The sequence below is a fragment of the Paraburkholderia sp. IMGN_8 genome (genome assembly GCF_038050405.1).
Taxonomy (GTDB): Bacteria; Pseudomonadota; Gammaproteobacteria; order Burkholderiales; family Burkholderiaceae; genus Paraburkholderia.
Window position 1 is genome coordinate 1,998,284 of sequence record NZ_CP150901.1, and the last position, 26,986, is coordinate 2,025,269.

23 protein-coding genes and 2 pseudogenes are annotated in these 26,986 nt (G+C 62.7%); 14 read left to right on the plus strand and 11 right to left on the minus strand.

Annotated features, from left to right (window positions below):
• Nucleotides 1-7 precede the first annotated feature (7 nt).
• Together WN982_RS30160 and WN982_RS30165 are read left to right on the plus strand one after the other, a co-directional pair.
• Nucleotides 8-2,830, plus strand: coding sequence for a molybdopterin-dependent oxidoreductase (locus tag WN982_RS30160; protein WP_341319213.1), 2,823 nt, complete (start codon nt 8-10; stop codon nt 2,828-2,830).
• Nucleotides 2,831-2,988: 158 nt separating this feature from the next.
• The gene (locus WN982_RS30165; protein ID WP_341319214.1) at nt 2,989-3,246 is read left to right on the plus strand and encodes a hypothetical protein; all 258 of its coding nucleotides are present in this window, start codon (nt 2,989-2,991) and stop codon (nt 3,244-3,246) included.
• Nucleotides 3,247-3,301: 55 nt separating this feature from the next.
• On the opposite strand, the gene WN982_RS30170 is transcribed toward WN982_RS30165, so the two are convergent.
• From WN982_RS30170 to WN982_RS30185, 4 genes are read right to left on the minus strand one after another with little or no spacing between them, the layout of a single operon-like run.
• Nucleotides 3,302-4,033 carry an ABC transporter ATP-binding protein gene (locus tag WN982_RS30170; protein WP_341319215.1) on the minus strand — a complete coding sequence of 244 codons (732 nt, stop codon included), beginning with the start codon at nt 4,031-4,033 and terminating at the stop codon, nt 3,302-3,304.
• Nucleotides 4,021-5,829 (minus strand): ATP-binding cassette domain-containing protein, encoded by a 1,809-nt coding sequence (locus WN982_RS30175; RefSeq protein WP_341319216.1) that lies wholly within the window; start codon nt 5,827-5,829, stop codon nt 4,021-4,023. Before WN982_RS30175 ends, WN982_RS30170 begins: the two co-directional genes overlap by 13 nt.
• Nucleotides 5,830-5,832: 3 nt before the next feature.
• Nucleotides 5,833-6,732: a branched-chain amino acid ABC transporter permease gene (locus WN982_RS30180; protein WP_341319217.1), complete on the minus strand. Its 900-nt coding sequence runs from the start codon at nt 6,730-6,732 to the stop codon at nt 5,833-5,835.
• 25 nt (nt 6,733-6,757) lie between these two features.
• Entirely contained in the window at nt 6,758-7,876 is a 1,119-nt protein-coding gene (locus tag WN982_RS30185) for a branched-chain amino acid ABC transporter substrate-binding protein (RefSeq protein WP_341319218.1), read from the minus strand.
• 685 nt (nt 7,877-8,561) lie between these two features.
• On the opposite strand from WN982_RS30185, the gene WN982_RS30190 reads away from it, so the two are divergent.
• Both WN982_RS30190 and WN982_RS30195 read left to right on the plus strand, forming a co-directional pair.
• On the plus strand, nt 8,562-9,806 hold the full coding sequence (locus WN982_RS30190; protein WP_341319219.1) for a D-amino acid dehydrogenase: 1,245 nt from the start codon (nt 8,562-8,564) through the stop codon (nt 9,804-9,806).
• Nucleotides 9,803-10,579, plus strand: a complete 777-nt coding sequence (locus tag WN982_RS30195; RefSeq protein WP_341319220.1) for an aspartate/glutamate racemase family protein — start codon at nt 9,803-9,805, stop codon at nt 10,577-10,579. Before WN982_RS30190 ends, WN982_RS30195 begins: the two co-directional genes overlap by 4 nt.
• A 76-nt stretch (nt 10,580-10,655) precedes the next feature.
• Here the strand turns inward: WN982_RS30195 and adh are convergent, their stop codons facing one another.
• Nucleotides 10,656-12,176 (minus strand): aldehyde dehydrogenase, encoded by a 1,521-nt coding sequence (gene adh, locus WN982_RS30200; protein ID WP_341319221.1) that lies wholly within the window; start codon nt 12,174-12,176, stop codon nt 10,656-10,658.
• A 617-nt stretch (nt 12,177-12,793) separates the two neighbouring features.
• On the opposite strand from adh, the gene WN982_RS30205 reads away from it, so the two are divergent.
• Entirely contained in the window at nt 12,794-14,521 is a 1,728-nt protein-coding gene (locus WN982_RS30205; protein WP_341319222.1) for a methanol/ethanol family PQQ-dependent dehydrogenase, read from the plus strand.
• Between the two features lie 91 nt (nt 14,522-14,612).
• Complete coding sequence (locus WN982_RS30210) at nt 14,613-15,848, plus strand: c-type cytochrome (RefSeq protein WP_341319223.1); 1,236 nt, start codon at nt 14,613-14,615, stop codon at nt 15,846-15,848.
• A 126-nt stretch (nt 15,849-15,974) separates the two neighbouring features.
• On the opposite strand, the gene pqqE is transcribed toward WN982_RS30210, so the two are convergent.
• From pqqE to WN982_RS30240, 6 genes are all read right to left on the minus strand, one after another.
• Entirely contained in the window at nt 15,975-17,111 is a 1,137-nt protein-coding gene (pqqE, locus tag WN982_RS30215; protein ID WP_341319224.1) for a pyrroloquinoline quinone biosynthesis protein PqqE, read from the minus strand.
• A 1-nt stretch (nt 17,112) separates the two neighbouring features.
• Nucleotides 17,113-17,394, minus strand: coding sequence for a pyrroloquinoline quinone biosynthesis peptide chaperone PqqD (pqqD, locus tag WN982_RS30220; protein ID WP_341319225.1), 282 nt, complete (start codon nt 17,392-17,394; stop codon nt 17,113-17,115).
• A complete protein-coding gene (gene pqqC / locus WN982_RS30225; RefSeq protein WP_341319226.1) occupies nt 17,391-18,110 on the minus strand; it encodes a pyrroloquinoline-quinone synthase PqqC in 720 nt (239 codons plus the stop codon). The genes pqqD and pqqC overlap by 4 nt, the downstream gene beginning before the upstream one ends.
• Before the next feature lie 2 nt (nt 18,111-18,112).
• Nucleotides 18,113-19,036: a pyrroloquinoline quinone biosynthesis protein PqqB gene (gene pqqB / locus WN982_RS30230; RefSeq protein ID WP_341319227.1), complete on the minus strand. Its 924-nt coding sequence runs from the start codon at nt 19,034-19,036 to the stop codon at nt 18,113-18,115.
• Nucleotides 19,037-19,101: 65 nt separating this feature from the next.
• The gene (pqqA, locus tag WN982_RS30235) at nt 19,102-19,176 is read right to left on the minus strand and encodes a pyrroloquinoline quinone precursor peptide PqqA (RefSeq protein ID WP_006410019.1); all 75 of its coding nucleotides are present in this window, start codon (nt 19,174-19,176) and stop codon (nt 19,102-19,104) included.
• A gap of 356 nt (nt 19,177-19,532) precedes the next feature.
• A complete protein-coding gene (locus WN982_RS30240; RefSeq protein WP_341319228.1) occupies nt 19,533-21,515 on the minus strand; it encodes a sigma-54-dependent Fis family transcriptional regulator in 1,983 nt (660 codons plus the stop codon).
• A 359-nt stretch (nt 21,516-21,874) separates the two neighbouring features.
• On the opposite strand from WN982_RS30240, the gene WN982_RS30245 reads away from it, so the two are divergent.
• From WN982_RS30245 to WN982_RS30280, 8 genes and pseudogenes are all read left to right on the plus strand, one after another.
• The gene (locus WN982_RS30245) at nt 21,875-22,171 is read left to right on the plus strand and encodes a hypothetical protein (RefSeq protein ID WP_341319229.1); all 297 of its coding nucleotides are present in this window, start codon (nt 21,875-21,877) and stop codon (nt 22,169-22,171) included.
• Between the two features lie 55 nt (nt 22,172-22,226).
• Nucleotides 22,227-22,562 carry a hypothetical protein gene (locus tag WN982_RS30250; RefSeq protein WP_341319230.1) on the plus strand — a complete coding sequence of 112 codons (336 nt, stop codon included), beginning with the start codon at nt 22,227-22,229 and terminating at the stop codon, nt 22,560-22,562.
• A gap of 250 nt (nt 22,563-22,812) precedes the next feature.
• Nucleotides 22,813-22,962 (plus strand): annotated as a pseudogene (locus WN982_RS30255) (beta-ketoacyl-ACP reductase); the annotation flags it as partial.
• A 263-nt stretch (nt 22,963-23,225) separates the two neighbouring features.
• Nucleotides 23,226-23,450: pseudogene (locus WN982_RS30260) on the plus strand (alcohol dehydrogenase); the annotation flags it as partial.
• 131 nt (nt 23,451-23,581) lie between these two features.
• A complete protein-coding gene (locus WN982_RS30265; RefSeq protein WP_341319231.1) occupies nt 23,582-24,010 on the plus strand; it encodes an Hsp20/alpha crystallin family protein in 429 nt (142 codons plus the stop codon).
• A gap of 182 nt (nt 24,011-24,192) precedes the next feature.
• The gene (locus WN982_RS30270; protein ID WP_341319232.1) at nt 24,193-24,429 is read left to right on the plus strand and encodes a UDP-glucose 4-epimerase; all 237 of its coding nucleotides are present in this window, start codon (nt 24,193-24,195) and stop codon (nt 24,427-24,429) included.
• A 225-nt stretch (nt 24,430-24,654) separates the two neighbouring features.
• Entirely contained in the window at nt 24,655-25,344 is a 690-nt protein-coding gene (locus tag WN982_RS30275) for a CBS domain-containing protein (RefSeq protein WP_341319233.1), read from the plus strand.
• Nucleotides 25,345-25,544: 200 nt separating this feature from the next.
• Complete coding sequence (locus WN982_RS30280; RefSeq protein WP_341319467.1) at nt 25,545-26,930, plus strand: HD domain-containing phosphohydrolase; 1,386 nt, start codon at nt 25,545-25,547, stop codon at nt 26,928-26,930.
• The last annotated feature ends 56 nt before the right edge of the window (nt 26,931-26,986 follow it).

Genomic DNA, 26,986 nt, shown 5'->3' on the forward strand with positions numbered 1-26,986 from the left:
ATCGAACGTGAGTTTTCCCATCGTCATTTCCAACACACCTGACGGTAGCCGTGACGCGGTCCGAACCACCTGTCCCTATTGCGGCGTCGGTTGCGGCGTACTCGCGACGCCACGCCCGGACGGCCAGCCCGACATTGCCGGCGACGAACGCCATCCGGCAAACGCCGGCCGCCTGTGCGTGAAGGGCTCGGCGCTCGGCGAAACGGTCGGGCTCGATGGACGCCTGCTGAAACCGAAGCTGCGCGAGCCGGGCAGCGGTGAATTGCACGAGGTGTCGTGGAGCGAGGCGCTCGACACGGTCGCCGGCGGCTTTCGCCGGATCATCGATCAGCACGGCCCGGATGCGGTCGCGCTCTACGTCTCGGGGCAACTGCTGACGGAGGACTACTACGTCGCCAACAAGCTGATGAAGGGCTACATCGGCAGCGCGAACATCGACACCAATTCGCGCCTATGCATGTCGTCATCGGTCGCGGGGCACAAGCGTGCGTTCGGCGAAGACCTGGTGCCGGTGTGCTACGAAGACCTCGAACTGGCAGACCTGGTGGTGCTGGTCGGATCGAACACCGCGTGGTGCCATCCGATCCTGTTCCAGCGGATTGTCAAGATCAAGGAAACGCGACCCGATATGAAGGTCGTCGTGATCGACCCGCGCTACACCGCGACTTGCGAGATGGCCGACCTGCACCTGCCGCTGAAGGCTGGCACCGACGTCCGGCTGTTCAACGGGCTGCTCAGTTTTCTCGCGGAACACGACACGACAGATGCAGGCTTCGTCGATGCGCATACGACCGGCTACGCGCAGGCGCTCGATGCCGCCTCAACCGACGCGCCGAACGGCTTTGACCTCGCGCAATGCGCGAAGGCCTGCAAGGTCGACCCACACGATCTGCTCGAGTTCTATCGGCTCTTCGCGCGGACCGAGCGGGTGGTGACGGTCTATTCTCAGGGCGTGAACCAGTCGACCTCCGGCACTGACAAGGTCAACAGCATCATCAATTGCCATCTGCTGACAGGTCGCATCGGCAAGCCGGGGATGGGGCCGTTCTCGTTTACCGGGCAGCCGAACGCGATGGGCGGACGTGAAGTGGGCGGCCTCGCGAACATGCTGGCGGCACACCTGGAGCTCGACAATCCGCGGCATCGCGAACTCGTGCAGACTTTCTGGGGGGCGCCCGCTATCGCGGAGCGGCCGGGACTCAAGGCGGTCGAGCTGTTCGGGGCGATCGAGACAGGCCGGATCAAGGCCGTCTGGATCATGGGCACGAACCCGGTTGTGAGCTTGCCCGACGGCGATCAGGCGAAGCGCGCTCTCGCGCGCTGCGAGCTCGTGGTCAGCTCCGACATCGTTGAAAACACGGACACGAATGCGTTTGCCCACGTCCTGCTGCCGGCGCTCGGTTGGGGCGAGAAAGACGGCACCGTCACCAACTCCGAGCGCAGGATCTCGCGCCAACGGGCGTTCCTCCAGGCACCGGGCGAAGCGCGCGCCGACTGGCAGATCATCTGCGACGTCGCGCAGCGGATGGGGTATGCCGGCTTCGACTTTTCGGATCCGCACGAGATCTTCGACGAACATGCGCGGCTCAGTGCTTATCGCAACGAGACCGGCAACGGTAGCGAGCGCATTGACAGCCACGGGAAAACAGGCAACGGACACATCGAAGGCGATGTGCCGCGTGTGTTCAATCTGGACGGGCTCGTCGCCCTCGGCCGCGAACGTTACGATGCGCTGCAGCCGGTCCAGTGGCCGGTGCTGGCGGCGAACGGCGCGGCGCCGCGTGGTACCGCGCGTCTTTTCGGCGATCGCCGCTATGCCCACGCGGACGGCAAGGCGCGTTTCGTCGCGACACCCCCGCGCGCACCGGTCCATGCACCGGACGGCGAGTATCCGCTGACGCTGAATACCGGCCGGGTGCGCGACCAATGGCACACGATGACCCGCACGGGCAAGTCGGAGAAGCTCGCCGGCCACGTGACGGAAGCATTCGTCGATTTGCATCCGCAGGACGCGCTGTCGTGCGGTGTGCGCGAAGGTGAACTCGCGCGCGTGTCGAGCCGCTGGGGCACGATGGTCGCACGTGTGCAGCATGGCGGTGGCATGTCGCGTGGCAGCGTGTTCGTGCCGATCCACTGGAACGATCAGGTTGCGTCCGACGCGCGTGTCGGCGCAGTGGTGAATCCCGAGGTCGATCCGGTCTCCGGGGAGCCCGAGTTCAAACATACGCCGGTTCGCATCGACAGGTTTGACGTCGCCTGGCACGGTTTCTCGTTGAGCCGTCACGCCCCGGTGCTGGACGGCATGACCTACTGGACGCGCGTCCACGGCACGCAGTTCGTGCGCTACGAACTTGCAGGTCGCAAGCCGCTCGCCGATCACGGCGGCTGGGCGCAAGCGCTGTTCGGTATTGACGATCCGCACGCCGACTGGCTGGAGTACGAGGACAGGACGGCGGGCATCTATCGCGCCGTGCACCTGGTCGACGAGCGTATCGAGAGTTGCATCTTCGTATCGGCGCGCCCCGAGTTGCCGTTGCCGTCGCGTGCGTGGCTCGCGGGCCTGTTCGGGAAGGGCAGGCTCGACGAGGAGGATCGCGTCGGCCTGCTGCTCGGACAGCCGATTGGCAAGGGCGTCGATACGGGGCCCACGGTTTGCTCGTGTTTCGGTGTCGGGCGCAACACGATCTGCACGGCGATCCGTGAGCAAGGGCTAAAGACTGCGGCGGAGATCACCGCGTGCCTGAAGGCCGGTGGCAACTGCGGGTCCTGCGTGCCGGAGCTGAAGAAGCTGCTGGTCGACACCGAGCTGGAACGGTTGAGCACGGCCTGAAACTGACGCCAGGCCGAGGCGTCGATATCCGGCAGAACCAGGCATCGAGCCGTTGCATTCAGGCAGGCGATCGGATTGGCCCACCAGTGACATAACCGCAGGGTGGCGCGCGGGTAGTCGCGGCAGCTGATGCGCCAAAAACAGGAGACTGAAGTTTCATGATGAAGAGACTCAAAACCATGCTGGCTGTGATCAAACCCGGCGATACTTTCTTCGTTCGCAATGACGACGGCAACGTCACTCCGTCAGGTTCAGAGGGCGTCAGGGAAGTACACCTGCGGCATACGGCGAACCTTCGCGCCTCGAATCTGAGCGAACGAGGGCGACATGAACGTGCACGCCGCCGCAACCAGAGCGCGGCCGTGGGGCAGGCGCACCCCGGCACGCCACTTTCGCATCGCCATCGATTGCGTTGAAGGTGGTGCCGTATCGGCGCGCAGCACTGTGCTGATCGACAGCGCGCCATATTTGTCACTCTGCCGCTATGGCACTGCCGCCCAGATACGCCGCGCGAACCCGGCTATCCTGCGCCAGATCCCGTGCAGGGCCGGCGAGTGCGATGCGGCCGCTTTCCAGCACGTAGGCCCGATGAGCGATGCGCAGTGCCTGGCGTGCGTTCTGCTCGACGAGAAGGATCGAGGTGCCTTCGTTGCAGATGTTGGCGATCATGCCGAAGATCACCCGGACCAGCTTCGGCGCCAGTCCCATGGACGGTTCGTCCAGCACGATGACGCGTGGCCGCAACATCAGGGCGCGTGCGATTGCCAGCATCTGTTGTTCGCCACCGCTGAGCGTCCCCGCCAACTGGCTGCGTCGCTCCCCGAGCCGCGGGAAAGTCTGATAGACCTCGGTCATTCGCCGTTCCAGCAAGGCGCCGTCGGTCCTGATCAGATAACCGCCGAGCCGCAGATTTTCCTCGACTGTCAGCGCCCCGAACATGCGGCGGCCCTCCGGCACATGACCGAGACCCAAGGCCACGATCTGGTGGGCCCGCAGTCCGGTGAGCGGGTGCCCGGCCATCACGATCTGTCCCGCACGTGGGCGAATCAGGCCGGAAATGGCGCGTAGCGTAGTGGTCTTGCCCGCCCCGTTGCTGCCGAGCAATGCCACGATCTCACCTTCCGCGACGTCCAGCGATATGCCATGCAGAACCTCGACGTTCCCATAGCTCACGTGCAGATCGCGAATTTCTAGGAGTCCCACAGCGATTTCTCCCCGCCGGCATCGTCGGCCGCTTCGTCTATCCCGGCGGTACCGAGATAGGCGTCGATCACGCGCGGGTCGGCCTGGATCTCGGTTGGCGGACCCTCGGCGATGATGACGCCATGGTCCATGACGATGATCCGGTCCGACACGCCCATCACCAGCATCATGTCGTGTTCGATCAGCAGCACCGTCACGCCAAGATCCCGGATACGCCGGATCAATTCCATCAGCGCGTGCTTCTCGGTCGGATTCATCCCCGCTGCCGGCTCGTCCAGCAGCAGGAGATGCGGGTTGCTGGCGAGCGCACGGGCGATTTCCAGCCGGCGTTGATCGCCATAGGGCAGGTCGGCCGCACGTTCGCCCGCCCGGGGACCGAGGCCGACGAAGCTGAGCCAGCCGAGGCCCTCTGCCGCGTGATCGGCAGCTTCGGAACGAGCGGAGGGTAGCGCAAGCAGCTCGGCGATCAGCTGCGTGCGGAGCCGATGGTCCATGCCGATCAGCACGTTCTCGAAGGCCGTCATGTTGGCAAACAGGCGGATGCCCTGGAAGGTGCGCGCGATGCCTCGATGGACGATGCGGTGCGGCGCTCCGCCGACCAGCGAGGCGCCGCGCCAGAGAACCTGACCGCCGGTCGTGCGGATCACGCCGGTGAGACAGTTGAACACCGTGGTCTTGCCGGCGCCGTTCGGACCGATCAGGCTGAGGATCTCACCGCTGCGCACCGTGAAGCTGACGCCGCCGACCGCCAGCACACCGCCAAAGCGGCGCTGCATGTCGCGCACGTCGAGCAGGATCTCTTCGGTGACGGTCTCGCGGGGCACGGTCGCTGCGGCGCCGGCGCCCTCGCGCGGCGGCGCCACGCGGCGCAGCGGCGCCGGCCACAGCCCTTGCGGCCGGAGCAGCATCAGGATCACCAGCCCGATCGCGAACCCGAAGATGCGCCAAAGGTTGAGGAAGCGCAGCATCTCGGGCAGGCCGGCAACGATCACGGCGCCGAGTATCACGCCAGGAATGCTCCCGCGACCGCCGAGCACGACGATGATCAGGATCGTGACGGACTGCAGATAAGTGAAACCGGTCGGGTCGATTGTCCCGAAGCGCGCAGCGAACAGGCTGCCGCCAAAACCGCCGATCAATGCGCCCATCACGTAGGCCAGCAGTTTGACGCGCAACGTCGCCACGCCTACGGCCTCGGCAGCCGACTCGTCCTCGCGGATGCTGGTCCAGGCGCGGCCGAGCCGCGACTGGCCGAGCCGGATTGCGAACACGAGCACCAGCACGAGGAACACGATACCCAGTTCGTAGACCGCATGGGGCGAGTTGATCTCGTAACCGAACAGGCTGGGGCTGTCGATACCGTAGATGCCGTTCGGGCCGCCCGTAATCCGCAGGTTGGTGGCGATGATGCGCGTGATCTCGCCGAACCCGAGCGTGACGATCGCCAGGTAGTCGCTGCGCAGGCGCAGGGTGGGGTAGCCGATGACGATACCCGACGCACCGGCGAACGCGAGGCTGAACGGCAGCGTTTCCCAGAACGAGAAGTGCAGCAGCGTTTCCAGCAGCGCCGTCGTGTAGGCGCCGATTGCAAAGAAGGCTGCATAGCCCAGATCCAGCAGCCCTGCATAACCGACCACGATATTCAGACCGAGGCCGAGGATCGAATAGGTGGCGATAGTCAGGCCGACATCGACGACATAGCTGCTGGCGACAGCCGGCAACGCCACGGCGGCGACAAGAAGACCGGCGCCGGCCGCAGGGCGGCGCCAACGCGCTGAAGCCCGCGTCGCGCTCATGGCCTACATCCTCTCGACGACGCGTTCGCCGAACAAGCCGGTCGGCTTGATCACGAGCACACCGATCAGCACGCCGAACACCAGCACATCGGTCCACTGCGAGGAGACATAGCCGGCGCCGAAGGCCTCGAGCAGGCCGATCAGGATGCCGCCGGCCATCGCGCCCGGAATATTGCCGATGCCGCCGAGAACCGCGGCGGTGAAAGCGCGAAGACCGAGCACGAAGCCCATGAAGAAATTGATCTGCGTGTAGTAGAGCCCCTCCATGACCCCTGCCACGGCGGCCAGCACCGAACCCAGCAGGAAGGTCAACTGGATCAGACGCTCGACATTGACGCCCATCAGACGTGCCGCGTCCTGATCGATCGCCAGCGCGCGCATCGCCGTGCCGAGGAACGTGTGATGAACGAAGAAATACAGCGCCAGCATCAGCGCAAGGCTCACCACGATGATGCCTATCTGTGTAAAGGTGACCTGCACACCGTGGAGATCGAATCCTGCCTGGCTGAGCACGTGCGGATAGGTGTTGAAGCCGGCGCCGTAGAGCAGCAGCACGCCATTCTCCAGCGCGAGAGAAACGCCGAGCGCCGTGATCAGAATCGAAAGCCGCGGCGCGCGTAACAGCGGCTGGTAGGCCAGCCGCTCGATCGCAAGACCCAGTGCGCCGGTGACCGCCATCGAGGCGACGAGCGCAATCAGCAGTGCCAGGGCGAGTGGCAGGTGCGCCGCGGCAAGCACCGTCAAACCGGTCCAGCCGACGAACGCACCGACCATGAACAAGTCGCCGTGAGCGAAGTTGATCAGCCGGATGATCCCGTAGACCATCGTGTAGCCGAGGGCGACGAGAGCATAGAACGAGCCGGTCGTCAGCCCCTCGACGACGAACTGGAAAAAGGTGCTCATGGGCGAGCGCGGCGCGCGAGAGGGCCTATTTCATCGCCACCCAGTGTCCGCTTGCATCGAGCCGCTGGTAGGGCGTGAAATTGCCGCCGCGCACGGTGATGACGATATACACCGCGTTGCTGCGGTCACCTTTCGGGTTGAAGCCGATCGTTCCGGTCACGCCCTGGTAGCCCGAGATCTTGTGCAGGGCAGCACTGATCGCCGCGGGCGCCGTCGATTTTGCGTTCGCGATCGCTTTTGCGGTGACCCCGACGGCATCGTATTCGTAGACGGAATAGGGGCCGGGCGCTTGCCCGTAGGCCTTCGTATAGTCGTCGACATAGCCGTGCGCGGCGCTCAGGAACTGCGCCAGCGGCGCCGTGGTGATGACCATGTCGTCGGCCGCGGGGCCGGCGGTTTTCATCAGCGTGGGGTCGTTGGTGGCGTCGCCGCCCATCAGCGTCATCTTCAGGCCCAGTTGCCGCGCCTCCTTCACCAGCAGGCCGGCTTCGGCGAAATAGCCGGTGTAATAGATGACGTCCGGCTTCAGTGAGGCGACATGAGTCAGCGTCGGCGAGTAGTCCATCTGGCCGGGCGTGATCGCATCGTCGTAGACGACATCGACGCCGTTCTTCTTCAGGGCTTCCACCGTGTTGTCGGCGAGGCCCTTGGAATAGGTCGTGTTGTCGTTGATGACCGCCGCACGTTTCGCGTGCAGGAAGTTCTTGATGAAGTTGGCCGCGAACGGACCCTGCTCGTCGTCACGGCCGATCGTGCGGAACACGTTCTCGTAGCCCATCTCGGTCAGTTTGGGATTGGTCGACGCGTCCAGCACGTAGGGAATGCCGACGCGGTGAAAGGTCGTCAATTCCGGCAGCGCCGCGCTGGAGCAGTAACCGCCGGCCACCGCGGCAACGCCTGCATCGACGAGTTTCTGCGCCGCTTGCACCGCTGTCTGCGCGTCGCAGGCGTCGTCTTCCGGCACCAGCTCGATCTGCTTGCCGAGCACGCCGCCAGCCGCATTGATTTTGGCGGCGGCCAGCTTGGCGCCGTTGACGATGTCCTGGCCGGCATTGGCACTGCTGCCCGACAACGGCACGGGCACGCCGATCTTGATGGTCGCGCCCTGGCTTCGCGCCAAACCGGGGACCGTGCCGGCGAGCACGGCCAGAGCGGCCATGGCCGCGATTGTCGTTCGCCGCAAGACGCGAACTGCGCCGGGTGCGCCATTCTTCTGAGCAATCATGTTAGCGACTCCTTATTGTGAAAGGGATCGAAGCGATCCGCCACGCGGATAGACCGGTGACATCAGAAAACGGACGAAAACGCGCGTTCGCGTGCCGTGCATGACCTGCCAGATCAATGGCTTGTCAGGCGGGCTCATCGCAGCGCCGTTACGAAAGTGCTCCTTTCATGATAGGTCTCGCCGCACATTCGACGGGATAGGGTATCCGCGTATAAACCACCATTCGAAGCTTCGCCAGCGCTATATTTGAACGGCTAGCAACTTTGCATGGGACCGGAGTGCGAAGCATGGGACCAGAGTAAGCGCTAAAGCGCCAACTCTGGTCGACACGCTAACTCCGGTCGACTGCTCTGCATGGAGCTGGAGTAAGCGCTAAAGCGCCAACTCCAGCCGACTGCTCTGCATGGGGCTGGAGTAAGCGCTAAAGCGCCAACTCCAGCCGACTGCTCTGCATGGGGCTGGAGTAAGCGCTAAAGCGCTAACTCCAGCCGACTGCTCTGCATGGGGCTGGAGTAAGCGCTAAAGCGCTAACTCCAGCCGACTGCTCTGCATGGGGCTGGAGTAAGCGCTAAAGCGCTAACTCCAGCCGACACGGGAGCCACGCATGAAAAGCGTTGTGCTGGGGGGCGGAATCGCAGGCGTCACGGCCGCCTGGTACCTCGCGAAAGAGGGCCGCGAGGTAACGGTCATCGACCGTCAGCCGGGCGTCGCGCTCGAGACCAGTTTTGCCAACGCTGGGTTGGTCGCGCCGGGGCATTCGTATACCTGGGCATCTCCACGTGCGCCGAAAATCCTGCTGAAGTCGCTTTTCGTCGAAGGGCAGGCGCTGCGGCTCAAGCTCAACGCGGACCCGCACATGTGGATCTGGTGCCTCCAGTTCCTGCGAAACTGCACGGCGGAGCGCTCCCGCGTGAACACGACGCGCAAGGTCAGGCTCTGCCGCTACGCGCAGACGCAACTGCAACAGCTGACTGCCGCCGAGAATCTGCAATACGACCGCATCAGCCGCGGCCTGTTGTATCTCTATCGCGACGAAGCGTCTTTCGCGCGAGGCACGCAGAACATGTCGATCCTCAAGGACAACGGCCTGCCGCTCAAAACGCTCGATGCCGCACAGGTCGTCGCACGGGAACCGGCGCTTGGCGCTGCGCGCGACAGGATTGCCGGCGCAATCTATTGCCCAACCGACGAAAGCGGCGATGCACACCTGTTCACCCGCGCCTTGAAGACCGCGTGCGAACGCCTTGGCGTGCGTTTCGAATTCGACTCGCCGATCAGCGCAATCGAGGCGTCCGGCGACCAGATAGTCGGCGTGCATACGCCGGCGGGACTCGTGCGAGGTGACGAGTTCGTCCTGGCGCTCGGTTCCTGGTCGCCGATTGTTGCGCGTCCCTTGGGTTATCGGCTACCGGTGTATCCGGTAAAGGGTTACTCGGCCACTTTCCCGGTCGGGCCGGATCACCGTCCGCCGGATCTTGGTGGCGTCGATGAGAACCACCTTGTGGCGTGGGCGCGTTTCGGCCAGCGGCTGCGCTTTACGGCAACCGCGGAATTCGCCGGCTATGACACCCGCCACACGCCCGCCGACTTCACGACCATGCTGCAGGCCGCACGCGAGCTGTTCCCCGGCGGCGCCGACTATGACAGTCCGTCCTACTGGGCCGGCCTGCGCCCGATGACGCCGGAGGGTACGCCGTTGATCGGCCGCACGCGTCACAGGAACCTGTATCTGAACACCGGGCACGGACACATGGGGTGGACGATGTCGTGCGGCACCGCGAAACTGCTGGTCGATATCATGGCCGGTCGCCAACCCGAGATCGACATGACAGGGATGACACTGAAATGAGCACGAGTGCACTGCAGGACAACGCCTACGCAAGGCTCGATTTCAAACTGGACGACGGCATCTGCCGGCGTGCCGCCATTGGCCTCGTGGTGCTTGCCACCGATCATACGATCGAACACGAATGGCGCAAGCTGCTGACGCAGGACGGCGTGGCGTTCTACGAAAGCCGCGTGTACAACTCGGCGGACATCACGCCCGAACGGCTGATGGAAATGGACGCGCGCATTGCGCCGGCGGTCGCGCTGATTCGCCCTGCCGAGCGGATCGATGTCGTGGCGTTTGGCTGCACGTCGGCATCGATGGTCATCGGCGAGGAAAACGTGTTCGCGCGCATCCGCGAAGCGCGTCCCGGCGTCGCATGCACCACGCCGATCACCGCGGCGCTCGCTGCGTTGCGCGCACTCGGCGTGCAGCGCGCCGCACTGTTGACGCCCTATGTGCGTGCGATCAACGACTATATGCGCGACTACATCGAGGCGCGGGGTGTCGGCGTCACGCGTATGGCGTCGTTCGAGCACGCGAACGACAACGAAGTTGCGCGGATTGACGCCGCGTCCTTGCGAGCAGCCGTCGAGCGCCTTGCACAGAGCGCCGACGTGGACGCTGTTTTCGTGTCGTGCACGAGCTTGCGCATCGCCGGGCTCATTCCAGAACTCGAGGCAAGGATCGGCAAGCCAGTGATATCGAGCAACTACGCGATGGCCTGGCATGCGTTGCGCCTCGCACGTGTGGAGGATTGCGAGCCGCATCTGGGGAGGTTGTTCGCGCTTTGATCGTAGATAAAGTGCGTGACCTGGGAGCGATCAGAACATCCGGAGCGGCCCTCGCGCCGCTCCGGACCAGGCTGCGTTAGAAGAAACCCAACGGCTGCTGGCTATAGCTGACAAGCAGATTCTTGGTCTGCTGATAGTGGTCAAGCATCATCTTGTGAGTCTCGCGGCCGATGCCCGACTGCTTGTAGCCGCCGAATGCCGCATGTGCCGGATACGCGTGATAGCAGTTCGTCCACACCCGGCCCGCCTGGATTTGCCGGCCGAAGCGATAGGCGCGCGTACCGTCGCGCGTCCACACACCGGCGCCGAGACCGTAGAGCGTATCGTTGGCAATCTCCAGGGCTTCGTCTTCCGTCTTGAAGGTCGTGACCGATACCACCGGCCCGAAGATTTCTTCCTGGAAGATGCGCATCTTGTTGTGGCCGCGGAACACCGTCGGCTTCACGTAGTAGCCCTTGCTCAGTTCGCCGGCGAGCGTGTTGCGTTCGCCGCCGATCAGACACTCGGCGCCTTCCTGCTTGCCGAGATCGACATACGAGAGGATTTTTTCGAGCTGTTCCTGCGAAGCCTGCGCGCCGATCATCGTCCTGGTGTCGAGCGGGTGCCCTTGCGTGATTGCCTTGACGCGCTTCAACGCGCGCTCCATGAAGCGGTCGTAGATCTTTTCGTCGATCAGCACGCGCGACGGGCACGTACACACTTCACCCTGATTCAACGCGAACATCGCGAAGCCTTCGAGCGCCTTGTCGAAGTAACCGTCGTCCTGGTCCACCACGTCGGCGAAGAAAATGTTCGGACTCTTGCCGCCGAGTTCGAGCGTCACCGGAATGATGTTCTGGCTCGCGTACTGCATGATCAGGCGGCCCGTGGTCGTCTCGCCCGTGAAGGCGATCTTCGCGATGCGCTTGCTCGACGCGAGCGGCTTGCCGGCTTCAAGGCCAAACCCGTTGACCACGTTCAGCACGCCCGGCGGCAGCAAATCCTGGATCAGTTCGATCAGCACCAGGATCGACGCAGGCGTTTGCTCGGCAGGTTTGAGCACGATGCAGTTCCCCGCAGCCAGCGCGGGCGCTACCTTCCACACCGCCATCAGAATCGGGAAATTCCACGGAATGATCTGGCCGACCACACCAAGCGGCTCGTGGAAATGATAAGCCACGGTATCCGCATCGATCTCGGAGATCGTTCCCTCCTGCGCGCGGATGCAGCCGGCGAAGTAGCGGAAGTGATCGATCGCGAGCGGAATATCGGCGGCGAGCGTTTCGCGGATCGGCTTGCCGTTGTCGATCGATTCAGCAAACGCGATGCGCGACAGGTTCTGTTCCATGCGGTCCGCAATGCGGTTCAGGATATTCGCGCGCACGCCCGGCGCGGTGTCGGCCCACGCCTTGCGGGCGCGGTGAGCCGCATCGAGGGCGAGCTCGATATCTTCTTCCGTCGAGCGGGGAATCGACGTGAAGGGTTCGCCGGTGATGGGCGACACATTGTCGAAGTATTCGCCGCGCACCGGGGGAACCCACTCGCCGCCGATGAAATTGGCGTACTGCCGCGCATACGGAAATTCGACATCGAGAAACTGCATATCTGCGTGGTTCATGCTGGACTCCTCCAATGATTGTGTAGCTGGTCTCGATGGGGAAAGCATGCGTTGCCTCCACGCATACGCAGTGCTCACGCTCTTCATCGTGCGGAGCGTTCAGCGAGAAGCGTGCCATTCGATCCTGGCCGCATCGCCACAAGCGTCAGTCGCATAGGGATGCCATGCACCGCGTGCGGCACACGCGTAGCGGCGAGTGCATTGAGCTCGTGTCGTTCGATCCGCCCGCGTAGCAACTGTCATTTTTAGCAACACATCCTCGCTCGACTGCGCCAGCGTGCAACACCGGTTGTCATGCCGCGGTGGCCGTTTAACAGCACACCGCACTCATCTTTCATGAGGCGCTACGGCTTGCGGCGGCGCGACTGCCAATGGCACGCGACTTGCCTTGAATGGGCAGCAGCCAGTCTGCGTTCACTAGACGATAGCGCCGCCGCACGGCCTCGCGTCGACAACTCAACAGCAACCATGTTGCATGGGACCAGAGTAAGTGCTTTGCATGGGACCGGAGTAACGCGCTATGGGGCTGGAGTAAGCGCTAAAGCGCTAACTCCAGCCGACACGCGAACTCTGGTCGACAGCTAAAGCGGCGACTCCGGTCGACACAGGAGACAAGGATGAAAACACGTTTAACTTCGGCGACGCGGCCGACGGCGCTTGCAATGGGCGTGGCCGTCGCCGTCAGTCTGGTATTCGCGTCGGCGGCAGCGGCCGACGACTATCCCGCCGTCACCTATGAGCGGTTGACAGCGGCGCAGAGCGATCCCGGCTGGCTCACGTATTACCGCACCTATAACGGTCAGGCGCATTCGCCGCTTAAGCAGATCGACGCAGCCAACGTCAAGAACCTCAAGCAGGTGTGGAGCTACAAGTTTCCGGCGGACCTGCAGCAGGGTTTCGAAGCCACCCCGATCGTCAATGGCCGCTACCTGTTTGTGACCACGCCGAAGGACAACGTGTATGCATTCGACGCGGCAACCGGCAAGCAACTCTGGAAGTTCGAACCCAAGCTCGGCGCGGAATCGTTCAAGACTGCGTGTTGCGACGTGATCAACCGCGGTGTGGCGTTGTACGGCAAGAACGTCTACGTCGCGATGCTGAGCGGCGACGTCGCGGCGCTCGATGCGCAGACAGGCGCGCTCGTCTGGCGCAAGCAGATGTTCGAGCCGGGGCTGGGTTACGCGTTCTCCCTCGCGCCGCTCGCGCTCGACGGCGCGCTGGTGGTGGGCAGCGCAGGCGGGGAGTACGGCGCGCGTGGCTTCATCGCGGCGTTGAATCCGGATAACGGCAACGTGCTGTGGAAGCGCTTTACGGTGCCGGCGGCCGGCGAGAAGGGCGGCGACACATGGCCGAACGGCATGCAGGAGCATGGCGGCGCACCGGCCTGGCTGACGGGCACCTATGACGCCGCATCGAAAACGCTCTACTGGGGTGTCGGCAACCCCGGGCCGTGGCTCGCCGATCTGCGGCCGGGCGACAATCTCTACTCCGACTCGCTGCTCGCACTCGATCCGAAAACCGGCGACCTCAAATGGCATTACCAGTACACGAAACATGACACGTGGGACTACGACGGCGTCAATACACCGGTGCTCGCCACCATCAAGTACCAGGACAAGGAGTACGACGCCATCATTCATGCGGACCGTAACGGCTTTTTCCACGCAATCGATCGCGGCACCGGCAAGCTGATCTACGCGAAGCCCTTCGTCACGGCAACCTCGGTCACAGGCTATACGGCGGGCGGCTCGCCGATCCAGGATGCGTCGAAATATCCGAAGGCAGGCACGACGATCGAAACCTGCCCCAGCTTCCTTGGCGGCAAGAACTGGTGGTCGGTTTCGTACGATCCGGAGAAACACCTCGCGATCGTTCCCGCGTTGCATGCGTGCATGTCGCTGTCCGGCAAATCGGTGAACTATATGGAGGGGCTGCCGTACCTCGGCGAAGGGTTCGAAATCAAACCGGAGCCAGGCAGCAAGGGTTATGGCGAACTGCAAGCGATCGATGTCGACACCGGAAAGAAAGTCTGGAGTCACTGGAGCAAGCTGCCGTGGAATGGCGGCGTAGCGACCACGGCGGGTGGCCTCGCCTTTAGCGGTTCGCTCGACGGCCATCTATATGCGTTCGACGAGGCGACCGGCAAGGTGCTGTGGCAAAGCCCGAAACTCGCCAGCGGGATCATTGCTCAACCGTCGGTGTTCGAAGTCGATGGCCAGGAGTATGTCGCCATCCTTGCCGGTTACGGCGGCGCGAACCCGATCTGGGGCGGTCCGATGGCGAAGGCGGCGGAGAAAGTTCCACGCGGCGGCACGCTGTACGTGTTTGCGCTCAACCACAGCTGATGTTCACCTGGCTGCCGCGACCCGTTTGACCTACGCACATTTGCGCAGGCCATCCAGTCGTGGCGGCCTGGCCTTTCCCGGAAGCAAGATCATGAAGACTCGACTTAATTCGTTTGCTCTCGCCAGTGTACTGCTGGCCACAGGCGCGCTCACGCCGGCATTCGCTAGCGCGGGCACCCGCGTCTGCACGTTTCCCGGCAGTCCGTCAACCGCGCTCGACGAGGCGGTGGCGCGCGAAGCGTTTCGTACTGCGGGTATCGCAATGTCGCTCGCACCCGGCGGATTCGACGGCAGCGATGACGACGGTGTGTCGCTGAAAGAACTCAACAAGGCGCTTGCTCGCAAATGCGACGTCATCGCCGGCTTCCCGCGTTCGGCAGTCGCCGACGGCTCCGGCAGCAAGCTGACCTTCTCGCGCGGCTATCTGCAATCCGGCTATGTGAGCGTTACTTCGGGCGGCTCGTCAGCACAGACCAACGGCGCGGAGGTCGTCGCGGCAACCTACGCGAGCCCCGCGCAGTTGATCGCCGTGCAGCAAGGCGGTGTCAAGCTCGATCTGGAGAACACGGCGCAACTCACGGTCGATGCCGTCGCAAGCGGACGTGCCCAACGCGCGATCGTCTGGTACCCGGCGGTTGTGGCCTATACGATTGAACATCCGCAGCGGCACTTCAAGATTGCGGGCGCCGCCTCGCCGTATGCCGACTGGAATCTGGTGTTTGCATTTGGCAAGAACGGGGCGGCGTTGCAGCCGCGCATCGACGCCGCGCTGGAGAAGATGGCGTCCAATGGCAGGTTGGCGGCGTTGACCCGTGCATGGCGGTTGCCGGAATCGGTTCAGGCTGCAGGACCTACCGCGGGCACATTTGCCTACCGCGACGGCCCTGGCCGTAGCGACGCGGCAGCATGGCGAATGACACTGGCCGGTAATCGCCAGTCGCCGCAAGGACGCTTCATCAAGGTCGATGCAAGCACGCCAGCCGAGGCTCCCGGTTTCGACCGCGCGCAGGTAGCGCACGGCAAGACGCTGTACTCGAGTGCTTGCGCGAAGTGCCACGGTCCCGACCTGCAAGGTTTGAATGCACCCGCTTTGCGTGGTCCATCCTTCGCGCCGGCCGCCAACGCGAAGCTCACCATCGGCGGCGTGTATGGATACATGGCGAACAATATGCCGGCAGACCGTCCTGGCAAGATGAAACCACAGGACTATGCGGACATCATGGCATTTCTGTTGTATTCGAACGGCTACAGCGCCGGCACGACCAGGCTGACGGACGATAGCGCGAAAGCGTCGTCGACGCCGCTCAACGCGCGAACCTCGCAATAGCGAATGCCCCCGGCGATCTCCGGGTACTTCACGAAGATCGCCGGCCGTCAAAGAGGGGAATGGGTGTTCAGGAACGGCCGCTACCTACGAGCGAAAGTCACCTCCCATCTGAACCAAACCGCCGTGCTACCCCAGAAGCAACGAGTTATCCCTGCTGCGGAAAATCAACGGCTGCGCCTCGCCATGACGTGCCGGCCGCCGCGCGAGCGTCACCACCTGTTCGATTTGCCCATGATGCCCGGACTTTGCGCACACCGGGTCGGCGGCCGCGGCATCTCCGGTCAGCAGATACGCCTGACAGCGGCAGCCTCCGTGATCGGTCTCCCGCTCGTCGCAACTCCGGCAGGGCTCGCGCATCCAGCCGTCGCCACGAAAAGCATTGAACGCGTGACTGCCGTACCAGATATCCGCGAGTGAAGCGTCGCGCACGTTGGGCAGATCGAGACCCGGCAGCGAACGCGCCGCATGGCACGGCAAAGCGGTGCCGTCGGGCGCGATACCGAGAAACACCGAACCCCAGCCGTTCATGCAGGCCTTCGGTCGTGTCTCGAAGTAATCGGGGACCACGAACAGGATGCGGCAGCGATCGCCGAACCGTTCCCGGTACCGATTGACGGTCGCCTCGGCTTCCTGCAACTGTTCGCTGGTTGGCATCAACTGCTCGCGATTGAGCATGGCCCACCCGTAGTACTGCGTGTTCGCCAGTTCGAGGTAGTCGGCGCCCATCTCGAGCGCCATCTCGATGATCTGTCCGACGTGCGGCAGGTTATAGCGATGCAGCACGCAATTGAGCACCATCGGGTAGCCGTGTGCCTTGATCAGGCGCGCCACGCGTTGTTTCAGCTCGAAGGTCTTCGTGCTGGACACGAAATCGTTGATTTCGCGCGTCGAGTCCTGAAACGAGAGCTGGATGTGATCGAGACCGGCGTCTTTCAGACGTGCGATGCGCGTCTCGTTGAGCCCGACACCCGACGTGATCAGATTCGTATAGAAGCCCAGCCCACGGGCATGCGCGACCAGCGTTTCGAGGTCGTCGCGCACCAGCGGTTCACCGCCGGAGAAACCAATTTGGGCGGCGCCCATGCTTCGGGCTTGCGTGATCACATCGCGCCACGTCCCGGTATCGAGTTCCGCGCCATGCCTGGCGAAGTCGACCGGGTTGTAGCAGAACGCACAGTGCAGCGGGCAGCGATACGTGAGTTCCGCCAGCAGCCACAACGGCGGGGATGGGCGAGCGCCAGGGGCGCCGGTCGCTGTGTTCATGTCAGTCCAGCCAGCCGCGTTGCCGCGCATGGTCGATGAAGCGATACACGTCGGCGGCAAGGTTCGACGCGCTGAACAGATCTTCCAGTTCGCCGATGATGTCGTCCAGTTCGCGGGTTCCGTCGCAGCGCGCGAGAATTTCGCCCGCGCTCGGATTGAGCTTCACCATGCCTTCGGGATACAGCAACACGTAGGCATCTTGCGCGTCTTCCCACTGCAGACGGAACATCGTGCGCAGACGTGGCCGCAAGCAGGCGTGGTGATCGGGGTGTGGGGCGTTCATAAGGGGTACGCCTTTTCGATGGCGTCGAGCATCGACCACAGAATGTCGAGCTTGAAGCGCAGGATGTCGAGGGCACGCTGTTGCGCGTCGGGTGTCTTGAAGTGCTTGAGCGTCACGTCGAGCCCGTGCTCGACATCGCGCTGCGCGAGCGGAATGCGGCTGCGAAAGTACTGCAACCCCTGCGAGTCGATCCATGGATAGAGGTCCGGCCAGCCGGCCAGCCGGTCGCGATGGATCTGCGGCGCGAACATCTCCGTGAGCGAAGAGCAGACCGCCTCCTGCCACGGTGCCCGCCGCGCGAAATTGACATAGGCGTCGACCGCGAAGCGCACGCCGGGCAGCACATGTTCGAGTGACCACAATGCGTGACGGTCGATGCCAACCGCGTCGGCGAGGTGCGCCCACGCTTCGATGCCGCCGGGGTTGTCGCCGTAGCCATCGTGATCGTGCAGCCGCTCGATCCACAGGCGGCGCGTCTGCCGGTCGTCGCAGTTGGACAGGATCGCGGCGTCCTTGAGCGGGATGTTGATCTGATAGTAAAAGCGGTTTGCAACCCAGCCGCGAATCTGCTCCGGCGAACACTGGCCACTGTTCATTCGCTGATTGAACGGATGATGAATGTGATAGTGCGCGCCGAGCGCGCGCAGGCGCGCTTCGAATTCGCCCGGCGGCCAGGCGGCGGTGTGGGCAGCAGCGGTGGGCAACGGGGCGTTCATGGCTATACCTGAAATTGCATTCCGTCGCGCGCCACTTCAATACCGCGGGCACGTATCACGGCATGTTCGGCGGAATGCGGGTCGAGAATCGGATTGGTGTTGTTGATGTGAATCAGCACCTTGCGCGTTGCATGGGGCAGCGCGTCGAGCAGTTGAACCATGCCCGGCAGACCCTGATAGCCGCACTGCGCAAGATGGCCCATGTCCGCCGCGTGATGCTTGGACAGACCGAGGTCGATCATCTCCGTAGCGGACCAGAAGGTGCCGTCGACCAGCACGAGTTGCGCAGAGCGCATCGCTTCGAGCACGGGTTCCGGCGCGGCCGCGAGACCCGGCGCATAGAAAACGCGCGCACCTGTGGCGACGTTCTCGATCAGCAGCGCGATGTTATCGCCTGGCGCGGCTTCGGCGCGGCGAGGCGAATAGGGCGGCGCCTTGCTCTCGATCGGCAACGCGGTGAAGCGGATGCCCTCCGCCGGCGCGACCGTGAAGGGTTGATCGAGCGCGATTTCGTGACGCTCGACACCGCAGTAATGGTCGAGCAGCGCAACGAGCGGCAAGCCGGTAGAGAGATCGTCGAACACGGGTGCGCAGGCATACAGCGGCAGTGGCGTCGTGCGTTCGCGCAACATCAGCAAACCGGTGACGTGATCGATCTGCGCGTCGATCAGTATGACCGCGGCGATGCCGCTGTCGCGGATCGAGCGGGCGGGTTGCAATTCCGGATTCGCGCGCAATTGGGCGAGCAGGTCCGGCGATGCATTGATCAGAATCCAGTCGACGCCGTTCCCGCTCACTGCAATCGATGATTGGGTGCGCGGTAACACATCGCCGGTGCAGTTGCGGGCCTGGGTGCAGTTCGCACAGTTGCAGTTCCATTGCGGCAGTCCGCCGCCCGCACCCGAACCAAGAATCTTGATCTTCATGAGCGATGCTCCGGGCGCCGCCGCGCACACCGAATGCAAGAGGCGGGCGGCGCTTCATCGTTGCTTCAGCGATTGGCGATGTACATCGTGATTTCAAAACCAAAGCGCAGATCGGTATAGGCGGGGGTAGTCCACTGCATGGCTGTCTCCTTGAGTACGGCATGTGATTGGAAAAACCGCATATGTAAAGCGGTCATGTGATTCAACGCAAGCTCTGTGCCGGGCAGCTCGAGTGGCGCTAGCGGAGCCAATCGGCACCAGACGATTGCATCGCGATCCGAACGAATGCGCCGTCATCGGCAAGTGCGCGCTTCGTTCAGCGGTTTTTGACCCGCGGATAGAGCAACGGCGACGGCGTCCTGTTCAATTGGGGAACACTGGGAGAACACCCCTGTTGCAAAACGGAACACCTCTGCAACGTGCCGTTGAACGAGATCCACAGCTTGTCGCGAGGCGCTGCGCTCCCAACTCGCGCACGATGTCGGACCGGCTGCCGTCAGACCTCGTCCATGCCACCGTCCGTGCCGGCCAACGCCGGCAATTTCCGGTAGATGGTGTTGCGCGAGACGCCCAGCGCACGGGCCGCTGCCGACACGTTGCCGCGATGCTGGGCAACCGCCGCCGCGATCGCACAGGCGGTAACGTCCTGCAAGCGACCGCCCGGCAATGGGCCCGCTTCAATCGTGCGCGCAGCGGGCCTGGCGGCGCTGCGCAAATCGTCGAAGAAATCGTCGGGCAGGTGTTCTCGCCTGATTTCGCCGTCCTCATCCACCATGGCGGCCGCCGTGCGCAGAAGATTGCCTAGCTGGCGGAAATTGCCCGGCCACGCGCATTGTTCGAACAACGTCATCACGTCGCTTGCGACGCTCAGGCGCCGACCATCGGGTTCATCCAGCGACGCACTTTGCAGCATCTTCTGGATCACGGCGGCCAGATCCGTGCGCTCGCGCAGGGGCGGCAATTTCACGACCAGACCGTTCAGGCGGTAATACAGGTCCTCGCGGAAACCGTTCTGCGCAATCATTTCGCGCAGATCGCGGTGGGTCGCGCAGATGATCGCGATATTGACGGGAATCGACTTCGTGGAGCCAAGCGGATTGACGAGACGCTCCTGCAGCACGCGTAGCAGCCGCACCTGGAGCGGGTAGGGCATGTCGCCGATCTCGTCGAGAAAGAGCGTGCCGCCGTTCGCTTGCAGCAGTTTTCCGGTTGCGCCTTTGCGGCGCGCGCCGGTGAACGCGCCTTCTTCGTAGCCGAACAACTCGGATTCGATCAGGCTCTCCGGTATCGACGCGCAGTTGACCGCGACGAACGCCCCCGACCTGCGTGGCGAATCGTTGTGGATGGCCTGGGCGAGCAGTTCTTTGCCCGTACCCGTCTCGCCGGTGATCAGGATGGGGATGTCCTTGCCGAGCACCTTGCGGACCTTTGCGATGACCGCCGCGATCTGCGCATCGCCCGTGTCCAGATAGCTGAGTTTCGACAGCGTGCCTGCAGTGACAGCCGCAGGCGGCGGGTCGGAACTCTGCACGGGCTTTGCCGCACCGTACGCCTGCGGCAGCAGGCCGTCGTCGGCGAGTGTGACGCGCCGGAACTCGACGTGCGCACAAATGACCGCGCCGCTATTGAGGTTCAGCGATAGATGGCGATCGCGGTTTGCGCGCAGACGGTCGATCAGTTGCGCGCTCGTCAGGCCGAACAGCGACGACAGCGTATGCGCGCGCAATGCCGCAAGCGGCATGCCCAACTGGAACTGCGCACTGCGGTTGGCCGACAGGAAGCGGCCATCGCAGGTGAACGCGACGATGCCTTCCATCAATGTGCCGAGAAACTCGGGCCGGCCGTGAAAGGCGATTTGCAGTGTCTCGCGAAAGGTATTGGTAAACAGATGGTTTTCGATCATCTGCACGGACATCTTGGCCAGCGCCATCGTGTGCTGGTGGTAGCTGTGGTGATCGCCCGTGACGTCGAGCACGCCGATCAGATCGCCATACGGATCGAGGATCGGCACGCTGGAGCACGTGAGAAAGCGGTTGGCGGCCAGGTAGTGCTGCTCGCCATGAACGACCGTGGGAGAGCATTCGGCGATGGCCGTGCCAATAGCGTTTGTTCCTTGCCGCTCCTCGGCCCAGTTCGCGCCCGGACGTAGCGCGACCTTCTCCGCCCGTCTCAGAAAATCGTCGTCGCCAATGGAATGCAGAATGAGCCCTTGCGCGTCGGTCAGCACAATCATGCTTTGCGTGTTGACGATCTGTTCGTGAAGCGTTTCCATCACCGGGGTGGCGTGCGCGCACAGGATACGGTTTTGCTCCAGCTTCAACGCCAGTTCCGCAGCCGGCAGGACGTCATAGTCCGGCCGCATCGCGGCACTCAAGCCGAATGTTTGCGATCGTTCGTGAGATTTCTGAATGGATGGCGTGAGCCAAGCAGCTTCACGCGGTGCGATTGGCATCGTGGCGTGACAGACATCATCGCGCATTGTCTCCTCCTGCGAGTCAGGTCTGGTCGTTCGCCAGAACCGTGTGGGTACAACCTGAAGCAAATCGCGCGCCAGATTCGGCATCCCATTCAGGAGAACAGGTGTTATCGGCGGCTTGGGGTGGCTTCATGACTCCGATGCACGCGGGAGGCGAAGCATTCGAACGGTGGAGCGAGAAGACGCGCTTCTGGACACCAGGCGATGCATTGCATGTTCGCCCCGAACGGGGCACCGCGGTTGATCTGAATCAATGCATGACGGTTTGGCCGCGCCCGCCGCTTGGTCTTGCGCCGCGGAGTCTCTCGGCGCCCGTCACGGTCACCTCGATCTCCCTCACCGGGATTCTCGAAAGTCTACGCGTGTCCAGCGAAATCGCATGGCCTTTCGTCTATGGCCCGTTTCATCGACGACCGCCGCTGGTCGGCTTTCTCCTGTTGAATGGCCCGTCGATTATGCGAGACCCGCTGGCATGTGAAGCGAAGCATCCATACCTTAATGCAAATCAGTGGCGATATAGCTCGGCTGGGGCGATGATCAATTTGTCATCGACCGCCCACGCACACCCGGCGAATGAATCTGAAGGCCCGCAAAAAGCGGTGGAATCGGCAGCGTCGTCGAACCCTGCCGGCAACGATGGACCGCCGATCTTCCTGTAGTCGCGAAAGAAGCCGGCCTCACCAGAGAAATCGCGGCACGTCTGGGAGAACAGAAATGGGTGTCGGCATGCAAATCGTCTACCTCGGCTTTGCCGGGACCTCGCAGATCGAAAGCGAGGCGGCTACGCAACTGGTGCGCCTCGAACGGTTCAGCAGGTCTATCGCAGGTTGTCACCTGGCGATCGAGTCTATTCGTGAACGGCCCCAAGTTGGCGGAACCGGCGTGCCTGCCGCCGACATCCGCAGTCCGGTTTTCGACGCGCGGCTCGATCTGATCATGCGTAACGGGGACCTGGTCCCGATCGAGCATTGCCTGAACGCCGATCCAAACACAGCGGTGCGAGCTGCCTTCGATGTCGCTGAGCGGAGACTCGAACGACGCCCGGATTGAACGCGGTGCCGGGCAAGCTTGATACACGTCAACTGGCTTCTGACGGCATCGCCTACATTGAACGCATTGCTGCCGCGAACGCGACTGCGAGTTAACTGCACGGCGCCTATGCAATTCATCTGGACACGACGGAGGAGCACCATGGCGACTGGATTCATCACACGGTTTGATGTGCGTCGAGTGAACCTGGCACTCGCACTCCGGATGCCGAGCTTCGGCCACGAAGCCCGGCAACAACAAGGAGAACGACATGTCGGCTAAGCGAGTTGCTTTCATCACTGGCGGCATGGGCGGCTTCGGCGCCGCCATCAGCCGGCGTTTGCACGATGCCGACATGGTTGTCGCCATGTCGCATTCCGAGCGCAACGATCACGTCGCCACATGGCTCATGCACGAACGCGGTGACGGCTGCAACGGGCTGAGGTCACGGTTTTCGCCGCGCTCCGGACGACGCGTATCGCTTGATACATGTCAATCGTCGCGGCGTCCTCTATCCTGAAATCAGTCATACAGCAGCTTCGTTTCGATCAACGGAGGCAGTAGATGAAAGCACTGGTGTATCACGGTCCCGGCAAGAAATCGCTCGACGAAAGGCCCGTTCCGCAGCTTGCCGCGCCGACCGATGCGATCGTCAAGATGACGCGCACGACAATTTGCGGCACCGATCTGCACCTCGAAAAGCTTTGGGATCGCGACATAGCGATTACGACGCGCCTCGTCGATACCGTCAGCGCGCCGATGCTGCTCAAGACCGTTCGCGCCGGCCGCATAGATCCCACAAAACTTATTACACACCGCTTCCAGCTCGAGGATGTTGCCGGCGCTTATGACACGTTTGGACGCGCAGCCGAGACGCATGCGCTGAAGGTAATCATCGAGGTCGCCTAGACAGCGCCGCTTGCGCGAGCAAATCCGGCGACCTGTTCAGGAGAGTAGCGAGGCCAGGCGAGCAATGCGGCCGAACCACTCAACGTAGCCCGATGTCCATGACGTTCATGGATGAATCAAGGAGATAGACGATGAGCAACTTGACCCGTTTTGATCCGTTTCCGCTTGAACCCATGTCGGAACTCTTTCAAGGCCTGTTCCGTCCGCTGCGCGGCGCGGGCGGCGATGCGCCATTGGCCGACATCAAGGTCGACGTAACGGAAAGCGACACCGCATACGCAGTGAAGGCCGAACTGCCGGGTGTCGACAAGAACGATATCGACGTGAAAATCGACGGCAACATCGTATCGATCAGCGCCAAGGTCGAACGCAATCAGGAACTGAAGGAAGGCGAGCGCGTGATACGGCGCGAGCGGTATTCGGGCGCGGTCAGCCGGTCGTTTTCGCTCGCGAGCGAGATCGACGAAGCCACGGCCGCAGCGGAGTACAAGGACGGCGTCCTCTCGTTGACGCTGCCCAAGAAGGCGGCTTCCGAGCGCAAGCGTCTGCCGATAGCGTGATTGACGCCGCGCCGGGCTGGTGGCTGCACGTCCCGGCGCGGCTGCATCTTTACATGCCATCAAGGAGCAGGCAATGAAGTCGGACATGGAACTGAAGGCAGGTTAACTTGCGGCGCGGCGCCGGGTGCGTTTCTTTTTGGGGCGCTATCCGCTTCGCGCGGTCGAAAGATCAGGAGTCACTCATGGCACTTTCGGGTAGCGTCTGCGACAACGATTGGTCGGTGTCGGTGACAACGCATCAGACGGCTGGCGGCTTCTATTGCTCGATCCAGCTCAGCCATAACGCGCCGGAAGGCGTCTTCAAACACGGATTCACGCACAGCGGCGTTTTTCCGACCGAACGCGAAGCGGTGCTCGCCGGTTTGCGCGAAGGCATGGTTTGGGTGCAGCTCAAGGTGGCGAGGACATTGTCGCTTTAGCCGCCTTCGCCGCGCGAATAGCATGCAGGCGTACGGCCACTGCGGCGGCGGGCGAGGGCAGTGGCATCGAGGAGGTAGGCGGCCCGCCAGATGGGCTCATGTCACACCGGTATTGCAGGAAGGCGATCTATATCGGCCTTAACGCCGATCCGTGTCAAAAGTTGATGGCATTTGCGAACGTAGTGTGAATGAAGAAGTGAAACGAAACAGCCAAGGAGCGTTGCCATGCGTGCATCAGATGTAATGACCAGTAACGTCATATCCGCCAAACCTGACATGACCGTGAGAGAGGTTGCCAGGATGTTGGTCGACAGGGGAATTAGCGGCGTGCCAGTGATCGACGCGGCAGGACATGTCGTCGGCATGATCAGCGAAGGCGACTTGCTGCACCGGGAAGAACTCGGCACTGATCAGCGCCGGCGCTCCTGGTGGCTCGATCTTTTTTCGTCAAGCAATGACGCCAAAGACTACATCAAGACACATGCACTAACAGTTCAAGACGTGATGACCGCCCCCGTCATCTCGGTTGATGAAGACACACCTCTGAGCGAAGTAGCCAACATTCTGGAAACGCGGCGTATCAAACGCGTTCCTGTGACAAAGGCGGGTCAGCTTGTGGGCATCGTCAGCCGCGCGAATCTTGTGCAGGCATTGGCCAGCATTCCCGAAGAGCCGGCGCCGGACGTGGCCCTCTCGGATCGGGAGATTCGTGCGGCGCTGATGGGTGAAATGACGGGCCATAGTTGGGCATTTGCCGGACGCAACATCGTCGTGAGCGATGGGGTTGTCCACCTGTGGGGCATCTTTCACTCGATGGAGGCGGTCCAGGCCGTTCGCGTCGCGGCAGAAAGCATTCCCGGTGTGAAGCGGGTGGAAGACCATACCGAACCTTACCCGGTGATGCCGGGCATATAAGGTCAGGCACAAATACTGATTCGATCGCGGAGTCTCGTGATTGAAGCGTGCGATCCTCCGGGCAGAATGGCGTTTTCCCTACTAAAGGACCATCGCTATAGGCCGATAACGCAGAAGAAGCGGAAAAATAAAAATGGGGGCAAATTATGGCGGAACCTGCAGAAGTGGAGAGAGCTCTTCTTGCGGATGAGACGGCCGAAATCGGGCCGCCGGTCACGCAGGCAGATGTCGTTGCGGACCGGGATGTCTCGACTGTCCCCGTTGTGCTGCTCGTCGACGATGAACCGGGCATCCTGTCGGCCCTCAGGCGCCTGCTGAGAACACCGCGCTACGAGGTGCTCACTGCGGAAAGCGGCGCCGCGGCGCTGGAGGTACTCGCGTCGACGAAGGTCGATTTGATCATCTCGGACATGCGCATGCCCCATATGAGTGGGGCGGAATTCCTTGCACGCGCGCAGGCGCTCTACCCGGATACGATGCGTATCCTGCTGACCGGTTACTCGGAGATCGACTCGGTGGTCCGGGCAATCAATGAGGGCGGCGTCTACCGTTACCTCAACAAGCCATGGGATGACCAGGATCTGCTGCTGACGATCGCGCAGGCACTCGAGCAGGCGCGGCTTCGCAACGAAACCGCGCGGCTAACTGCGCTCACGCAGAAGCAGAACGACGAACTACGGGATTTCAATGCAAGACTCGAAACCCAGGTGCTGTCACGCACGGAAGAGATCCGTCAGACCGTGATGTTTCTCGAAGACGCACAGCAGGATCTAAAGAAGAATTTCACGACGATGGTCCAGGTCTGCGCGAGCATGATCGAATTGCGCTGCGGCGTGCTGGGCGGTCAGTCCATGCGGATCGGCGAGGTCGCCCGGCATCTGGCTCTGGCATTCGACATGAGCGGTTTGCAGGCACAGGACGTGTTCTTTGCCGGCCTGCTGCATGGCATCGGCAAGCTATCGCTGCCCGACGAACTGTTGCACAAGTCACTCGATCGCATGTCGGCAGAGGAGAGTCAGCTTTTCTATCAACATCCGCTGCGCGCACAGATGGTGCTGACGCCGGTTGCGCAACTGGATCAGGTTGCATACATCATCCGCCACCAGTACGAGCGGTTCAACGGGCGCGGCACACCGGACGGCCTCGCTGGGGGCGACATCCCGTTGGGCTCGCGGATCCTGTCGGTGGCCCGGGATTTCGAGGACCTACGCGGCGGCGGCCTCGTGAAGCAGCCTGTCACCATGGAGCAGGCGGTCGCATTGCTCAAGTCGCAGGCGGGCATCCGCTACGACCCGCGGATCATCGATCGCTTTTTGACGTTGATGAAGGATCCGTCCGCGTTGGGCCTGGGAGGGCCTGTCTCGCAGATTAGCGGATCGCAGCTCGCTGAGGGGATGCGTCTCGCCGACGATCTGCGTACCAGCCGAGGTGTGCTGCTAATGACGAAGGACAGCGTCATGTCCGCGCATCAGGTTGAGCAGGTGCGGCGCTTCGAGGCGCAGGAAAACGCGCCCTTTGCCATTCTGGTCCATTCGGCCACGACCGCTGGGACGAAATCTGCGCAATGCGGCGCCGCTCGACAGTGATCGCATCGAAATAAGCCGAGCGCGGCCAGGTTGCGCAACGTGATTGCGTAATGGCC

Excerpts from the sequence above, each read along its gene's own strand:
- WN982_RS30165 (WP_341319214.1), top strand. The coding sequence starts at position 2,989 with ATGATGAAGAGACTCAAAACCATGCTGGCTGTGATCAAACCCGGCGAT.
- WN982_RS30175 (WP_341319216.1), bottom strand. The coding sequence starts at position 5,829 with ATGAGCGCGACGCGGGCTTCAGCGCGTTGGCGCCGCCCTGCGGCCGGC.
- WN982_RS30180 (WP_341319217.1), bottom strand. The coding sequence starts at position 6,732 with ATGAGCACCTTTTTCCAGTTCGTCGTCGAGGGGCTGACGACCGGCTCG.
- WN982_RS30190 (WP_341319219.1), top strand. The coding sequence starts at position 8,562 with ATGAAAAGCGTTGTGCTGGGGGGCGGAATCGCAGGCGTCACGGCCGCC.
- WN982_RS30195 (WP_341319220.1), top strand. The coding sequence starts at position 9,803 with ATGAGCACGAGTGCACTGCAGGACAACGCCTACGCAAGGCTCGATTTC.
- adh (WP_341319221.1), bottom strand. The coding sequence starts at position 12,176 with ATGAACCACGCAGATATGCAGTTTCTCGATGTCGAATTTCCGTATGCG.
- WN982_RS30205 (WP_341319222.1), top strand. The coding sequence starts at position 12,794 with ATGAAAACACGTTTAACTTCGGCGACGCGGCCGACGGCGCTTGCAATG.
- WN982_RS30210 (WP_341319223.1), top strand. The coding sequence starts at position 14,613 with ATGAAGACTCGACTTAATTCGTTTGCTCTCGCCAGTGTACTGCTGGCC.
- pqqE (WP_341319224.1), bottom strand. The coding sequence starts at position 17,111 with ATGAACACAGCGACCGGCGCCCCTGGCGCTCGCCCATCCCCGCCGTTG.
- pqqD (WP_341319225.1), bottom strand. The coding sequence starts at position 17,394 with ATGAACGCCCCACACCCCGATCACCACGCCTGCTTGCGGCCACGTCTG.
- pqqC (WP_341319226.1), bottom strand. The coding sequence starts at position 18,110 with ATGAACGCCCCGTTGCCCACCGCTGCTGCCCACACCGCCGCCTGGCCG.
- pqqB (WP_341319227.1), bottom strand. The coding sequence starts at position 19,036 with ATGAAGATCAAGATTCTTGGTTCGGGTGCGGGCGGCGGACTGCCGCAA.
- WN982_RS30240 (WP_341319228.1), bottom strand. The coding sequence starts at position 21,515 with ATGCGCGATGATGTCTGTCACGCCACGATGCCAATCGCACCGCGTGAA.
- WN982_RS30250 (WP_341319230.1), top strand. The coding sequence starts at position 22,227 with ATGGGTGTCGGCATGCAAATCGTCTACCTCGGCTTTGCCGGGACCTCG.
- WN982_RS30265 (WP_341319231.1), top strand. The coding sequence starts at position 23,582 with ATGAGCAACTTGACCCGTTTTGATCCGTTTCCGCTTGAACCCATGTCG.
- WN982_RS30270 (WP_341319232.1), top strand. The coding sequence starts at position 24,193 with ATGGCACTTTCGGGTAGCGTCTGCGACAACGATTGGTCGGTGTCGGTG.
- WN982_RS30275 (WP_341319233.1), top strand. The coding sequence starts at position 24,655 with ATGCGTGCATCAGATGTAATGACCAGTAACGTCATATCCGCCAAACCT.